Below are 14,450 nucleotides of genomic sequence, written 5' to 3'. Positions count from 1 at the left end.
CCGCTGTGACACCGGCCACCTACCGAAGGTCGCGTGGCTCACTCGTTGTTGTTGCCGTCCGGCCGGGGCAACGTGCTGCTGACGACGGAGAACAAGGCGGCGATCTGCGGGGTGGCCTGCCACCGGTGGCGTTGTTGCGCCTCGATCAGCCGCTGCCGGGCGGAGTAGAAGTGCTTGGCCGCAGAATCGGTGTCGCCGTGGTCGAGCGCCTCCGCGGCCTGGTCGAGCTCGCGTGCGGCATCCCGCGGAGCCCTGCTCCGGCTTCCCTGTTGGGTCGCCCGCACCTGCGCGGCCAGCGTTCGCAACGACTGCACCAGCGCCGCCTGCGGGTTCTGGTGCTGCGTTTCCGTCGGAGTCGGCTTGGGCGTCGGCTTCTTGGACGGAGTCTTCGACGGCGTCGGTGTGGGCTTCGGCGTGGTCTTGGGCGCCGCCACCTTCTGCACCGGTGCGGACGGTGTCCCACCGGCCTGCGCCGGCGGGTCGTCCGTCACGCTCTCACGCAGCAACAGTCCCCCGGAGATCGCAGCGAGCACGACCGCCGCGGCCACCCCCACCTTGACCAACGGGAATTGTCGCCGCGGCGCCCGGTGCGTGCCGGTCTCGGCCGGCTCGTCTTCCCAGGTGCCCACGCCGATCACGTCTTCCGGCGCTGCGGCGGGTGTGAAGGCCAGCACCTGCGTTTGGGCGGACGGCGTGAGCAGCCGGGCCACATCGGCCGCGGACGACGGGCGGTCCGCCGGCTCCTTGGCCAGCAGGTGAGTGATGAGCTTGGCCAGCTCCGGCGGTACGTCGGTCCGCGTGACAGGCGGCGGGGGTGCGTCGAGGTGCTGGCGCATCACCGCATCGGCGGTCGGGCCGGTGAAGGGCGGCGTACCGGCGAGGAGCTCGTGGAGCACGCAGCCGAAGGAGTACCAGTCGCTGGCGGGGGTGGCGGCCTTGCCACGGACCTGCTCCGGCGACACGTACGACGCCGTACCGAGCAGGACACCCAGTGCGGTCGTCTCGTTGCCTGCGCGCTTGGCGATGCCGAAGTCGGTGATCTTGAGCGTGCCGTCCGGGGCCAGCAGTAGATTCGCCGGCTTCACGTCGCGGTGGATGATCCCGGCGGCGTGAGCGGCGTCCAGAGCCCGTGCACCCTGCGTGGCGATGTCGGTGACCAGCTCTGCCGTCGGCAGGCCCGCAGTACGCATCAGCTGGGCCAGATCCGGCCCGGAAACGAGTTCCATCACCAGGAACACGTGTTCGCCCTCGTTGCCGACGTCGTACGTCGCAACCACGTTCGGGTGCGTCAGCCGTGCGGCCGACTGGGCCTCGGCCCGGAACCGCTCGACCGCGTCCATGGGGTCGCCTTCGAGCCGGCGCAGCAGCTTGACCGCCACCTGGCGGGCCAGAACCATGTCCTCGGCCTGCCAGACCTCACCGGCACCACCTCTGCCCAGCAGGGTCACCAATCGGTAGCGCCCTGCCAGTATCTCGCCGTTCACACACCACACCTTCCGCAGCGGACCGCAACACCTTAGGCGGCCGGGGCGACGAGATCGAGTCCGCGGCCGAATCCTTGCGGGATCTCCGCAGAGAGCGAGTGAAGTACTACGGTGAGCGGATGTGCACAGAGCGAGCGGAGTACTACCGTGAGCGCATGAAGCGATCACTCACCGCCCTGATCGCGGCCACCCTGGTCGCCGCGACGCTGACCACCACCACCGCCTCCGCCGCGCCCGCCGGTCACCCGCGGCCGGTGACGAAGTGCGAGTTCACCCCGACGCCGGAGAACCCGGCGGCCAAGCCGGTCCGGATCCCGTCCGCGACGGCTCGCGCCAAGGGCACGGTCGACGTGTACTTCCTGACCAACTACGGACCGTTCGTGGTCCGGATGGACCGCGCCAACGCGCCCTGCGGCGTACATAACTTCGTCCACCTGGTGAAGAGCCGGTTCTACGACCGCACCCAGTGCTTCCGGCTGACGAACTCGTCCCGCCTGGGCGTCCTGCAGTGCGGTGACATCTACCGCCAGGAGGAGGGCGGCCCGGGGTACAAGTTCCCCGACGAGGTCACCGGCCAGGAGACCTACCCGCGCGGCACTGTTGCCTACGGCAACCAGGGACCGGGGACCAACGGGTCCGAGTTCTTCGTGGTGCACTCGTTCGCCAACATCGCCCCGAACTACACCGTCCTCGGCCACGTGATCGCCGGCATGTCCACCTTCGACCGGATGGTCGCGGCCGGCATCGCCGACCCCGACCAGGACGGGCCGCCGGTCAAGCCGATCCGGATCTACAAGGTCTGGGCCTTCTGAGGGGGAGGGTAATTCGGCGTCTTCGGCGCTAGCTTGAGGTCGTGGGTACACGTGGACGGCCGCGGCATCCCGACGTACTGACGCCCGCCGAGTGGCAGGTGGTGGACGCGGTGCGGCACGGGATGCCGAACCGGGAGATCGCGCGGCGGCGGGGAGTCAGCGTCGACGCGGTGAAGTTCCACGTCGCCAACGCGCTGATGAAGCTCGGCCTGGAGCGCCGGGCCGAGCTCCGGACCTGGCGCGGCGTACCCGCCGACAGCGCCCTGCGACGACAAGGAGTGCCGGACATGGCTGTGCAGCTAGGTGCGATCGGGCAGATCGCGCGCCCGGTGAGCGACATTCAGACCGCGGTCGACTTCTACGGGAAGGTCCTGGGGCTGCCGCATCTCTACACGTTCGGGGATCTGGCGTTCTTCGACTGCGGTGGGACGCGGTTGTTCCTCAGCGCCAACGACGGCCCGGCCGGCGACCCGTCGATCCTGTACTTCCAGGTCGACGACATCCAGACGGCGTACGACGAATTGCGCGGACGCGGCGTGGAATTCGAGAACGCGCCGCACCTGATCCACAAGCACGACAACGGGGTCGAGGAATGGATGGCGTTCTTCCCCGATCCCGACGGTCACCTGCTGGCGATCATGGCCCAAGTGGGCTAGTCGGCCGGAGGCTGCCAGACATCCGTGCGGGTCATGCCGGCGGCGCGGCCCTTGGCGGAGATGACGAGGGCCATCTTGCGGGACGCCTCGTCGATCATCTCGTCGCCGAGCATCACCGCGCCGCGGGCGCCACCCGCAGCGGAGGTGTAATGGTCGTAGGCGTCGAGGATGTTCTCGGAGTGGTCGTAGTCCTCCTGGCGCGGGGAGTAGACCTCGTTGGCGGCGGCGATCTGGTCGGGGTGCAGGACCCACTTGCCGTCGAAGCCGAGCGCGGCCGAGCGGCCCGCGACCCGGCGGAACCCGTCCACGTCCTTGATCTGCAGGTACGGACCGTCGATCGCCTGCTTCCCGTGTGCGCGGGCGGCCATCAGGATCTGCATCAGGATGTAGTGGTACGCGTCGCCGACGTCGTACCCGGGCGGCTGCTCGCCGACCACCAGCGACTTCATGTTGATCGACGCCATGAAGTCGGCCGGCCCGAAGATGATCGTCTCGACCCGCGGCGACGCGGTGGCGATCGCATTCACATTGATCAGGCCGAGCGCGTTCTCGATCTGCGCCTCGATGCCGATCCGGCCCGGCTCGTACCCGTGCACCTTCTCCAACTGGGTCAGCAGCAGGTCGAGCGCGACCACCTGCTCGGCGGTCTGCACCTTCGGCAGCATGATGCAGTCCAGGTTCGCGCCCGCACCGGAGACGACCTCGATCACGTCCGCGTAGGTCCACTCGGTGGTCCAGTCGTTCACCCGGACGACGCGGACCTTGGTCCCCCAGCCGCCCTCGTTCAGCGCGGCGACGATGTTCTTGCGCGCGTCCACCTTGGCGATCGGCGCGACCGAGTCCTCCAGATCGAGGAACACCTGGTCGGCATCGAGTCCCTTCGCCTTGGCCAGGAACCGCGGGTTCGACCCGGGAGTCGCCAGACACGACCGCCTGCTGCGCAAGACCTGCTCCGCCATCACCGTGTCCCTCTCGTCGGTTACTCACCGGTCACCGGCAGCGTACGGCGAAAGTCTCGCGCCGCGCCCGGTGACATCGCTCACTGTGACACCCTGGTGCCGTGACGACCGAGGACGCTGTGACCGAGATCGCGGCCGTGATGAAAAAGGCTGGACTGGTCTGGCTGTCGTGGAACGGCGGCCGTCCGGCTCCCGCGTGGTTCGCCACGGTCGACGGCCAGTACGTCGTACTCGCGGATGCGGCCGACAGCGCCGAGCAGCCGCTGCCCGGACTGGTCACGGCCGGCTCGGCGGAGGTCGTCGTACCGGCCAAGCCGGCCACCAACCGGCTGGCGAGCTGGCAGGCGACGGTACGACGGCTGGACCCGGGCAGCGAGGAGTGGACGGCCGCGGCCCAGGTGCTGCGGACGGAGCGGCTGAACGCGGCCGGTCTGGACACTCAGCTCGAGCGCTGGAAGACCGAGGCCGACCTGCTCGTCCTGGAGCCGACCGGGGAGATCACCGAGGCAGCCGGGCGGTACGACGACCGTCCGCGGGCCGAGGCGCCAGTGGGCACGACGGCGACAACGAGGGGCAAGGCGCCGATCACTCTGCACCGCCGCATCCGCCGCCGTCCTCGCCTCAGCTGACTTCACGCTCCGGCGGGTTAGCCTTCGAGCATGAGTGGATCACCGTCGCGCGTCTACGTGGCCCGGCTGGCTGGTCTCCCGGTGTACGACCCGAACGGGGATCAGGTCGGCAAGGTCCGCGACGTCGTGGCGATGATGCGCCAGGGCAACCAACCGCCACGGGTGCTCGGCCTGGTGATCGAGGTGTTCACCAGGCGCCGGATCTTCCTGCCGATGACCCGGGTGACGTCCGTGGACGTCGGGCACGTGGTCACGACCGGTCTGGTCAACATGCGGCGCTTCGAGCAGCGTCAGACCGAGGTGCTGGTGCTGGGCGAACTACTGGACCGCACTGTCACCATTCGCGAGACCGGTACGACCGCAGTGGTGTTCGACATGGCCATGGCGCAGTGGCGGACCCGGGACTGGGTGCTCTCGAAGGTTGCGGTGCGGGAGGGAGCCAAGCGGTTCCGGCGGCGCGGACAGACGCACGTACTCGACTGGAGTGACGTCGAGGGCTTCGCACAGGTCGAGGAGGGGCAGGGTGCGACGCACATCCTGGCCGCGTTCGAGTCGATGAAGGCCGCCGACCTGGCCGGCGTACTGCACGACCTGTCCCCCAAGCGGCGCAAGGAGATCGCGGCCGCGCTGAACGACGAGCGCCTGGCCGACGTATTGGAGGAGCTGCCCGACGACGACCAGGTGGAGATCCTGGCCGGTCTCGACACCGAGCGCGCCGCGGACGTGCTCGAGGAGATGTCACCGGACGACGCCGCCGACCTGATCGCCGAACTGCCGACGGAAACCGCGGAGCGACTGCTGACGCTGATGGAGCCGGACGAAGCCGAGGACGTACGGCGACTGCTGACCTATGAGGAGCGAACGGCCGGCGGACTGATGACCTCGGAGCCGGTCATCCTGTCGGCCGACGCCACGGTGGCGGACGCACTCGCCCATGTGCGGAACGCGGAGCTCAGTCCGGCACTGGCCGCGATGATCTATGTCTGCCGGCCACCGCTGGAGACTCCGACCGGACGGTTCATCGGTGTCGGCCATATCCAGCGGCTGCTCCGCGAACGACCGTCCGAGCTGGTGACCGCCGTACTGGACACCGATCTGGACGGACTGCGGCCGGACGACAGCCTGACCGCGGTCAGCAAGTACCTGGCGACGTACAACCTGGTCGCGGCACCGGTGCTCGACGACGAGGGCCGGCTGCTCGGCGCGGTCACCGTCGACGACGTGCTCGACCATCTGCTGCCCGACGACTGGCGCGACGAACCGAACCATGAGCAGGAACAGCAGGAGGTGGACCACGATGCCCCGTGACGACCGTAGCTCCGACGACCGCCGCCTGCTCCGGAACACCAACCGCCTGGACATCCCCCGCGAGCTGCGCCGCACGATCGTCCGGCGGAACGCCTACGACGCGGACGCGTTCGGGCGGTTGTCGGAGCGGATCGCCCGCTTCCTCGGCACCGGGCGGTTCCTGGTCTACATGACCGCGACGATCTTCTTCTGGGTCGCCTGGAACATCTTCGCGCCGGGGAACTGGCGGTTCGACGAGTACCCGTTCATCTTCCTCACTCTGGCGCTCAGCCTGCAGGCGTCGTACGCCGCTCCGCTGATCCTGCTCGCGCAGAACCGGCAGGAGGCGCGCGACCGGGTCGAGTACGAGCGCGACCGCGACGTCGACGCCCGGACCCGCGCGGACATGGAGTTCCTGGCCCGGGAGATGGCGTCGCTGCGGATGGCCGTCGGCGAGGTCGCGACCCGCGACTTCCTGCGCTCCGAACTCCGCTCGCTGCTGGCCGATCTGGACCTGAAGAGCCGCGAGGACGACCGGGTTTGAGCCCTTCGGACCCGAGCTACGCTCGTTGTCAGGTAAGGAAGGACGTGGGATGAAGAGTCGATTTGCGCCTGACCGTGGGCTGTCCAGCCGGATGATCATCACGAGCTTCTTGCTCGGCTTGCTGTACGTCGGTTTCGTCGCGCTGCTGATCGCGCTGACGAAGAGCGCCGTACTGGCGATCGTGATCGCGGGCGGCGCATTGTTCGTGCAGTACTGGTTCTCCGACCGGATCGCGCTCTATGCGATGCGCGGACGGATCGTCACGCCGGAGGAGGCTCCCCAACTGCACGGCGCGATCGACCGGCTGTGCGCGCTGGCCGACATGCCGAAGCCGCGGGTCGCCGTCGCCGACGTCGACCTGCCGAACGCGTTCGCCACCGGCCGCAACCCGAACAAGGCTGTCGTCTGCGTGACGACCGGCATCATGCGCCGCCTGGACACCGACGAGCTCGAGGGTGTGCTGTCGCACGAGCTCTCGCACGTCGCGCACCGGGACGTGGCCGTGATGACGATCGCGTCGTTCCTCGGTGTGCTGGCCGGCCTGATCACCCGCTTCGGTCTGTACGGCGGCCTGGGACGCAACCGTGACCAGAACACCGCGGTCATCGTGCTCACGATCATCGCCGTGTCCATCGCCGTCTACGCGATCTCCTTCCTGCTGACCCGGGCGCTCTCGCGGTACCGGGAACTGGCCGCGGACCGGGCCGGCGCGATGCTGACCGGGCGACCGTCGGCCCTCGCATCCGCGTTGACGAAGATCAGCGGGGACATCGCACGGATACCGTCGCGCGACCTGCGCCAGGCGGAGGCGTTCAACGCGTTCTTCTTCGTGCCGGCGATCTCCGGCAAGGGCGCGAGCCTGTCGTCGCTGTTCTCCACCCACCCGCCGCTCGAGAAGCGACTCGACCGGCTCGGTGTGCTGTCGCGTGAGCTGGGCGAGCAGGCCTAGAGACATACCCTCGACCTATGGGCCTTCTCGACATCCTGCTCGGCCGGAGCAAAGCCGTTCCGCCGAACCTCGATCAGCTGTTCTCGCTCCCGTCGGCCGCGATCACCCTGGAGACCGCGGCCGGCTTCCGGCCGACCGGGAGTGGTTCGGTCTGCTTCAAGGCGGCCGAAGGCGGTGGCTTCTCGACGCTGCGCGAGGAGGTCGACAAGCTGCTCGCCCTCGACGACGGCAAGTTCACCAGCCACACGGACTCCTACGGCTTCACCTGGCTGGTCCGCCAGACCACTCCCGACAACATCGAGGGCCTCGTCACCGACCTGCACGGCGTGAACACCTCCCTGGTCGACGCCGGCTTCGGCTCCGCCCTGCTCTGCACCCTGGTCGCCTTCACCAACGGCAGCCAGTCGCTCGGCCTGGTCTACCTGTACAAACGCGGCTCCTGGTACCCGTTCGCACCCACCGGCCAGGACCGCCGCGACAACGCCACCGAACTCCAGATCAAGTCCCTGCTGGCCACCGACCTCCGCCTCGAACAAGACCTGGCCCGCTGGTTCCCCGTCTACGGTGCCCCTGGTCTGTGAGGTAAGGGTCACCTTCCTGGAGGTACGTCACACGGACGGTGGTCGGGCGGGTTCGGGGGAGCACGTAGCCTTGGGGTATGGCTCCCACTGCTGATCAGGTGACCACGGCGCTCGGTGGTGTGCTGGATCCGGAGATCAAAAAGCCGATCACCGATCTGGGCATGGTCGAGTCCGTCGTCGTGCGAGAAGACGGCGTGGTCGCCGTACGGATCCTGCTGACCGTCGCCGGCTGTCCGATGAAGGACACGCTCCGGCGCGACACCACGGCCGCGGTCAGCAAACTCGACGGCGTCACCGGGGTCGAGATCGACCTCGGCGTGATGTCGGCCGAGCAGCGGGCGGCCCTGCAGACGCAGTTGCGGGGCGGCGTGGCGGAGAAGGAGATCCCGTTCTCCCGGCCGGACTCCCTGACGAAGGTGTTCGCGATCGCGTCCGGCAAGGGCGGCGTGGGCAAGTCGTCGGTGACGGTCAACCTCGCGGTCGCGATGGCCCAGCAGGGACTCTCGGTCGGCGTGCTCGACGCCGACATCTACGGGCACTCGGTGCCGGCCATGTTCGGCGTCGCGGACGAGCGGCCGACCGCGGTGGACGACATGATCATGCCCGTGCCCGCGCACGGCGTGAAGGTGATCTCGATCGGCATGCTGAAGCCGAAGCGGGACCAGGTGGTCGCGTGGCGCGGCCCGATCCTGGACCGCGCGCTGGTGCAGATGCTGGCGGACGTGTACTGGGGCGACCTCGACGTACTCCTGCTCGACCTGCCGCCGGGCACCGGCGACATCGCGATCTCGGTCGGCCAGCGGCTGACCAGCGCCGAGGTGATCGTGGTGACGACGCCGCAGGAGGCCGCCGCCGAGGTGGCCGAGCGGGCCGGAACGATGGCGCAGATGGTGCACCAGCGGGTCGCGGGCGTGGTCGAGAACATGTCGTACCTGCCCTGCCCGCACTGCGGTCCCGAGCACCGGATCGAGATCTTCGGCTCCGGCGGCGGGACGCGGGTCGCGGAGACACTGTCCGCGCGGCTCGGCTACAACATCCCCCTGCTCGGGGAGATCCCGCTGGACGAGCGCCTGCGCAGTGGTGGCGACCTGGGCAACCCGCTGGTCGCCACTGATCCGGAGACCCCGGCCGCGCAGATCCTGGACCAGATCGCCGCGAAGCTCGGCGGCCGCCCGCGCGGCCTCCTCGGCCGCCAACTCGGCCTGTCCCCCGTCGGCCGCTGAACCCTGCCTGTTGTTGAGACCCTGCGGGGTTGTTGACTGGCCGAGTGCCGATTCCTGCTGAGCATCCGGTCCTGACCGACGGCGTGGTCACGCTGCGGGGTCCCCGACCCGACGACCTCCAAGGCCAGATCGACCGCCAACGGGAGGACCCGGGCCGCGGCTTCGACGCGGACGACGCGCGGCGCTGGATCGGCTACGGCATCGTCGAAGCCTGGGCGAAGCGCGAGCGGCTCCTCTTCATCGTCGAGTACAAGGGCCGGTACGCCGGTTCCGCCGCGCTGGAGCCGGACGGCGACGGCAACGCACGCATCCACTACAGCCTGTCGGAATGGGCTCGAGGCGCCGGCGTGGCGAGCCGGGCGGTGCGGTTGCTGCTCGAGTTCGGCTTCACCACCTGCGGGTTTCACGTCGTCCACTGGTGGGCGCGGGTCGGCAACTGGCCGTCGCGGCGGGTCGCCTGGGCGACCGGGTTCCACTTCGGTGAGACGATCCCCGCGCTGGCCGAGGAAAGCGGCCGCCGGGTCGACGCCTGGACGGCCTGGATCGGGCCGGACGATCCCCGCAGGCCGCGGCAGCCGTGGTACGAGCACCCGATCCTGGAGACACCACGGTTGCGGCTGCGCACCTGGCGTGCGGACGAGATCCCGCGGATCACGACCGCTCGCACCAACCAGGCGACCGCTCACTTCCTGCCGTTCATCCCGCAGCCGTTCACCGCGGAGGACGCGCGGTTCTGGTTGAAGGACATGGCCGCGCAGGCCGCCGCCGGCCGCAGGTTCAACTGGTGTGTGGCCGATGCCGAGACGGACCAGGGGCTGGGCAACATCACCCTGTTCGGGATCCATCGCGACCAGGTGCGGGACGGCGAACTCGGCTACTGGTTACATCCCGACGCGCAGGGCCGGGGCGTGATGGCCGAGGCTGTCGAGCGAGTCACACAGTGGTACTTCGCCGCGGAGGACGCCGGCGGCTTCGGCGGCCGGAGGCTGTTCATCCGCACGGCCGCCAGCAACACAGCCGCCCGCCGCACCGCCGAGAAGGCGGGCTTCCAACTGACCGGCACCGAACGCGAAGCCTTCCCCCTCTCCACCCACCTCGACGGCAAAGTCACCTACGACCTACTGGCCGCCGACCTCTCCAGCTGAAGACCAGATCGTGCGCAGAGGTGTCAGGCCATCTTCGACGTAGTCGGCGATCGGGTGGTCGCCGCCCTCGACGTACCACTGCTCCAGAGCGGCGAAGTAGCCGAAGACCAAGGCGTTCGCGGCCACGCGGGCCTGGGTCTCGGTGAACTCGCCGGTGCGCGCCATCAGGGGGGCGATGCGCTGGCCGGCGCGGTCCAGGGCGGCGCAGGCGGCCATGCGGACCGATGGCTCCTGGAAGAAGTAGCGCACCCGGCGCCAGGGGCTCCGCTCGGCCCGTGAGGTCTCACCGTCGTCCGGTGCCGCTTCGTACCTGAGCACGATCTGGACCAGACTGCCGACGGGATCGTTGAGATCGAGGATCTCCTCCAGCGCCTCCTGGCTCATGTTGTCGAACTCGTCGGCGACCAGGATCCCCTCCTTGGTGCCGAAGTAGCGGTAGACCGACGACGGCGAGACCTCGGCCGCGGCGGCGATCTCCTCGATGGTGACCGCGGCGAAACCGCGCTCGTCGAACAGGTCGAGCGCGCACTCCTGGATGGTGCGCCGCGCCTTCACACGCCAGCGTTCCCGCAGTCCGGTAGCCATAGCGGCACCCTAAGAGACAGTCCCACGCTTCAGCAAGTCACTGTCTAAAACTCTTGACGCCGAGCGAGACGCGTTCGTACAGTCACTTGCATGAGACAGTCACTATCTGAAACTCCCCGAGTCGCCACGCAGGCAAGAGGAGGCCGGAGTACGGCGTTGCTCGCCGTGGTGCTCTCGATCGTCCTCGCCGCGGCCGCGATCGCGGACCAGGCCGGCAGCCGCACCCTTATCGACCACGCCACCACCGCCTACGCGTCGTCCGGCAAGCAGCCGTCCGCGGGCCTGCTCTACGGCCTCGTGTACGGCGTCGCCGTGGTCGACGCGTTGCTGTGGTTGCTGGTGGTGGGCGTTGCCCGTTCGAACCGGCGGATCGCCGCGAGCCTGGGCGTGCTCGTCGTCCTGCTCACCGCAGGCCTCGCCGCGCTCCTGCTGGCGTCCTCCGAGTACGGAGTCCGCATCTTCCCGGCACTCTGGGGAACTCTCGCGCTACTACCAGCCGTCGCGGGCGCCGTCGCCGTCGCGCTGCTCTTCCGGCGCGATTAGCCTCAGGTCGACTCGGGGTCGTACGGCGGCTTCTGGCCGGCCGGGAGGCGTTGCGGGGCGGAATCGCTGAAGTCGGCGACCGCCTTGTCGTCGAGGTCGTCGGAGCCCTCGAGCAGGTGCTTGCGGACGAAGTTCTTCGGGTTCAGGTCCTGCAGGTCGAGGTCGGCGAACTCCGGGCCGAGCTCGTTGCGCAGGTCGGTCTGCGCGGTGTTGACCATCTGGCGGACCTGACGCAACAGCCGGCCCGCGGTCCGGGCGAACTCCGGCAGCCGGTCCGGGCCGAAGACGAGTACGGCGACGATCGCGATCACGACCAGCTCCAGCGGCCCGATGCCGAACATGTCCCCACCTCTCTGTACATCGTCGTCCAGCCCACATTCCCAACGCCGACAAGGGTATCCGCAGTCCGGTCACGCCGCCTGCCGGGTCAGCTTCACGCGTCCCGCCGTACCAGTGAAGCTCAGCCGATCTGCTGAGCCAAGGTGAGGTTCACCTGCCGGGCTTTACCGCTGCGCTCGTAGATGATCCGGACGCTCTCCCCCGGCTGATGCGTCCGGATGGCGACGATCAGCACCTCGGCGGAATCCACTGTCTGACTGTTGATCGACGTGATCACGTCACCGACCCGCAACCCGGCCTTCGCCGCCGGGGAACCCGTGCTCACCGCGCTCACCCGGGCCCCCCCTTCGAACGTCATGTCCACACTCGCCCCGATCACCGGGTACGACGCCTTGCCGGTTGCGATCAACTGCTGCGCGGTCCGCCGGGCCTGGTCGATCGGGATCGCGAACCCGAGCCCGATGTTCCCGCTCTGCTCCTCCGAACCGCGCACGGTCGCGATCGCGGAGTTGACCCCGATCACCCGCGCGTTCATGTCGACCAGCGGTCCGCCGGAGTTGCCCGGGTTGATCGCCGCGTCGGTCTGCAGCGCATTGATGTACGACGTCTGGTCCACGCTGTCGCCCGTGGTCACCGGGCGGTTCTTCGCCGAGATGATCCCCGACGTGACCGTGCCGGCCAGCCCGAGCGGCGAGCCGATCGCGACCACGTCCTGCCCGACGATGGCCAGGTCCGACCGGCCGAACTGCACCGACGGCGCGTCGAGGCCGACCACCTGGACGACGGCCAGGTCGTACGCCGGCGACCGGCCGACCAGCCGTGCGGTCGAGTTCTTGCCGCTCTGGGTGACGACCTGGATCGAGCCGCCGCTCGCCGCGGCCGCGACGACGTGGTTGTTGGTCAGGATGTGCCCGAGGTTGTCGATCACGAACCCGGACCCGGTGGCATCGGAGCCGTCGGCGCCCTGGACCTTCAACTGGACGACACTCGGCAACAGGGTGGCGGCGACCGCGGAGACGGATCCGGTCCGGATCTTCGGGTCGGTGCCGGTGCCGACCGGAGTGTTGGGCTGATCGGCGACCGGGGTGCCGTGGTTGTCGAGGGTGACGACGGTCGCGGCCGCACCGGCTCCGGCGATCACCCCGATCACCAGCGCGACCACTGCCGCGATGGTGATCACCCGGTTGGCCTTCGGCGGCGGGGCCGGCGTGTACGCACGGGCCTGCTGCTGGTGCCAGTCGAGCGGTGGCGGCGGTGTGTACGTCGGCCGGTACGCCGGTTGCTGCGTCGGCCACGCCTGACCCGGGTACACCGGCCGGAAGGTCGGCTCCTGCGCCTGTGGCTTGCCGAAGCTGCGCTGCGTCACGGAGCGTCCGTTGGTCTGCCGATACGGCGCGTCATTGCCCGGCGGCGGGATCGGTGCGTTGCCCGCACTCGGCGTCGGCGGCGCAAGTGCGGTCAGGGGTGATGAACCGGCAGGAGGACCAGCGGGGGGCGTGCCGTTGGTGGGCAGGATCGCGGTCGGCTCCGCGGTCGCGGGGTTCGGAACTGTCGGCTCGGCGTCGTCGCTGGTCACGGTCCCCGCCTCACGTCATCGTCGTGGTCGTCGGTCGGAGGCCCCTGCTCGGGGTGACCGAGAGGCACTTCCAGATTCGATTATCCCAGTTTCCCGGAAAGCGCACCCATCGGAGTGAGCCAGGTCGCGATTTTGGCCAGCCCGGTGCCCATTCGCTGGATGGCGGTGAGCTTCATTGGCACGTCGTGCGGGAATGCGCGGACCACCTGGCCGAGCATGTCTGGCGGCAGATCCCCGATCAGCGTGTAGACGATTCCTCCGGACGACCAGACGACGTACGACGGCATCCCGTAGCGGAGGTAGACACCCGGGTTCTCGGTGCTGCTGAACCCGGCGACCGCGGCCGGATCCAGCGCTCCCCGCTGCTCGAACAGCGAGACGTTGAACAGCCCGTCGGAGTACGAGAACTGCAGTGACCCGTTGCTGGTGTCCTTGTGGACGTCGTAGAGCGTGAGCGACGCGGGCAGCTCCGGGGCGCAGACCCAGCCGGCCGAGCGCAGGTCGCCGACTTTGCCCATGCCCATCGACTCGACCCCGTTGGGCACCATCGGCGGCAGGTGCCCGAGGAACTCCGAGTCCTCGATCTCCAGCTCGGTGAACACCGTCGCGCGAACCATCGCCTTCCCGTCCACGCTGAACAGCTGCCGCTGCAGCAGCAGTCCGGTCGCCGTGTCGATCCAAAACCTGGCCGCCAGCGTCTGGTCGTCCCGCAATGCCTCAACCAGTACGGCGGTCCGCCCGATGGTGTCCGTGCAGCACTTGTAGACGAGCTGGTACGTCGCCTGCAGCAGAGTCAGCGGACCACCGTCGATCGCCGCTCCGGTGGTCGTCGCGCGCTGCACGAACGCCTTGGCGCCCGGTGCGGACGACGAACCGACCACGCTGATCTCGGAGCCCTGCGAGGCCGCGTGCACGATGTCGAGCATGGCCGAGCTCGCGCCCTGCGGTCCCCACGCGGTGATGATCTGCGTGCCGTGGTACGAGACCCGGTTGGGTGCCGCGGCGGCCTTCTTCAGCCAGCTGATCGCCGTCGGCGAGTCCGCACGCGAGACACCGGGTGTCGCGAAGGCGGGCGTGGGCAGGCCGAAGCCGATCAGAGCTGTGCTGACCAGTACGGCGAGCCGGGAGAGGCTCACGG

Annotated in this window: 16 protein-coding genes; 10 read left to right on the top strand and 6 right to left on the bottom strand. The window is 69.1% G+C overall.

Going from position 1 to position 14,450, the window contains the following annotated elements; genetic code table 11:
* Positions 1 to 38 precede the first annotated feature (38 nt).
* Positions 39 to 1,484 (bottom strand): serine/threonine-protein kinase, encoded by a 1,446-nt coding sequence (locus tag OG876_RS22530; protein WP_328518578.1) that lies wholly within the window; start codon positions 1,482 to 1,484, stop codon positions 39 to 41.
* Positions 1,485 to 1,639: 155 nt separating this feature from the next.
* On the opposite strand from OG876_RS22530, the gene OG876_RS22525 reads away from it, so the two are divergent.
* Both OG876_RS22525 and OG876_RS22520 read left to right on the top strand, forming a co-directional pair.
* Entirely contained in the window at positions 1,640 to 2,296 is a 657-nt protein-coding gene (locus OG876_RS22525; protein WP_328518577.1) for a peptidylprolyl isomerase, read from the top strand.
* A gap of 41 nt (positions 2,297 to 2,337) precedes the next feature.
* Complete coding sequence (locus OG876_RS22520; RefSeq protein ID WP_328518576.1) at positions 2,338 to 2,952, top strand: VOC family protein; 615 nt, start codon at positions 2,338 to 2,340, stop codon at positions 2,950 to 2,952.
* Here the strand turns inward: OG876_RS22520 and OG876_RS22515 are convergent.
* A complete protein-coding gene (locus tag OG876_RS22515; protein WP_328518575.1) occupies positions 2,949 to 3,911 on the bottom strand; it encodes an HpcH/HpaI aldolase/citrate lyase family protein in 963 nt (320 codons plus the stop codon). The two genes, OG876_RS22520 and OG876_RS22515, sit on opposite strands and share 4 nt — an antisense overlap.
* Positions 3,912 to 4,012: 101 nt before the next feature.
* On the opposite strand from OG876_RS22515, the gene OG876_RS22510 reads away from it, so the two are divergent.
* The 7 genes from OG876_RS22510 to OG876_RS22480 all read left to right on the top strand — a co-directional run bounded on the left by OG876_RS22510 (position 4,013) and on the right by OG876_RS22480 (position 10,269).
* Positions 4,013 to 4,540, top strand: coding sequence for a hypothetical protein (locus tag OG876_RS22510; protein ID WP_328518574.1), 528 nt, complete (start codon positions 4,013 to 4,015; stop codon positions 4,538 to 4,540).
* 30 nt (positions 4,541 to 4,570) lie between these two features.
* Positions 4,571 to 5,848: a magnesium transporter MgtE N-terminal domain-containing protein gene (locus OG876_RS22505; RefSeq protein WP_328518573.1), complete on the top strand. Its 1,278-nt coding sequence runs from the start codon at positions 4,571 to 4,573 to the stop codon at positions 5,846 to 5,848.
* Positions 5,838 to 6,371, top strand: a complete 534-nt coding sequence (locus OG876_RS22500; protein ID WP_328518572.1) for a DUF1003 domain-containing protein — start codon at positions 5,838 to 5,840, stop codon at positions 6,369 to 6,371. Before OG876_RS22505 ends, OG876_RS22500 begins: the two co-directional genes overlap by 11 nt.
* Before the next feature lie 49 nt (positions 6,372 to 6,420).
* The gene (htpX, locus tag OG876_RS22495) at positions 6,421 to 7,320 is read left to right on the top strand and encodes a zinc metalloprotease HtpX (protein WP_328518571.1); all 900 of its coding nucleotides are present in this window, start codon (positions 6,421 to 6,423) and stop codon (positions 7,318 to 7,320) included.
* A 17-nt stretch (positions 7,321 to 7,337) separates the two neighbouring features.
* Positions 7,338 to 7,901, top strand: coding sequence for a PspA-associated protein PspAB (gene pspAB, locus OG876_RS22490; RefSeq protein WP_328518570.1), 564 nt, complete (start codon positions 7,338 to 7,340; stop codon positions 7,899 to 7,901).
* A gap of 77 nt (positions 7,902 to 7,978) precedes the next feature.
* Entirely contained in the window at positions 7,979 to 9,124 is a 1,146-nt protein-coding gene (locus tag OG876_RS22485) for an Mrp/NBP35 family ATP-binding protein (protein ID WP_328518569.1), read from the top strand.
* A gap of 44 nt (positions 9,125 to 9,168) precedes the next feature.
* Entirely contained in the window at positions 9,169 to 10,269 is a 1,101-nt protein-coding gene (locus tag OG876_RS22480; protein WP_328518568.1) for a GNAT family N-acetyltransferase, read from the top strand.
* On the opposite strand, the gene OG876_RS22475 is transcribed toward OG876_RS22480, so the two are convergent.
* Positions 10,243 to 10,854 carry a TetR/AcrR family transcriptional regulator gene (locus OG876_RS22475; protein ID WP_328518567.1) on the bottom strand — a complete coding sequence of 204 codons (612 nt, stop codon included), beginning with the start codon at positions 10,852 to 10,854 and terminating at the stop codon, positions 10,243 to 10,245. The genes OG876_RS22480 and OG876_RS22475 overlap by 27 nt on opposite strands.
* A gap of 90 nt (positions 10,855 to 10,944) precedes the next feature.
* On the opposite strand from OG876_RS22475, the gene OG876_RS22470 reads away from it, so the two are divergent.
* Positions 10,945 to 11,397: a hypothetical protein gene (locus OG876_RS22470; protein ID WP_328518566.1), complete on the top strand. Its 453-nt coding sequence runs from the start codon at positions 10,945 to 10,947 to the stop codon at positions 11,395 to 11,397.
* A 2-nt stretch (positions 11,398 to 11,399) separates the two neighbouring features.
* Here the strand turns inward: OG876_RS22470 and OG876_RS22465 are convergent, their stop codons facing one another.
* The 3 genes from OG876_RS22465 to OG876_RS22455 all read right to left on the bottom strand — a co-directional run bounded on the left by OG876_RS22465 (position 11,400) and on the right by OG876_RS22455 (position 14,448).
* Complete coding sequence (locus tag OG876_RS22465; protein WP_328518565.1) at positions 11,400 to 11,738, bottom strand: sec-independent translocase; 339 nt, start codon at positions 11,736 to 11,738, stop codon at positions 11,400 to 11,402.
* A 119-nt stretch (positions 11,739 to 11,857) separates the two neighbouring features.
* Entirely contained in the window at positions 11,858 to 13,312 is a 1,455-nt protein-coding gene (locus tag OG876_RS22460; RefSeq protein ID WP_328518564.1) for a S1C family serine protease, read from the bottom strand.
* An 80-nt stretch (positions 13,313 to 13,392) separates the two neighbouring features.
* Positions 13,393 to 14,448, bottom strand: coding sequence for a sigma-E factor regulatory protein RseB domain-containing protein (locus OG876_RS22455; RefSeq protein WP_328518563.1), 1,056 nt, complete (start codon positions 14,446 to 14,448; stop codon positions 13,393 to 13,395).
* Positions 14,449 to 14,450: the final 2 nt, after the last annotated feature.

The sequence above is a fragment of the Kribbella sp. NBC_00359 genome (assembly GCF_036097425.1).
GTDB lineage: Bacteria > Actinomycetota > Actinomycetes > Propionibacteriales > Kribbellaceae > Kribbella.
Note: the sequence above shows the minus strand (reverse complement) of the source record. Positions and strands in the feature narration are given on the sequence as shown.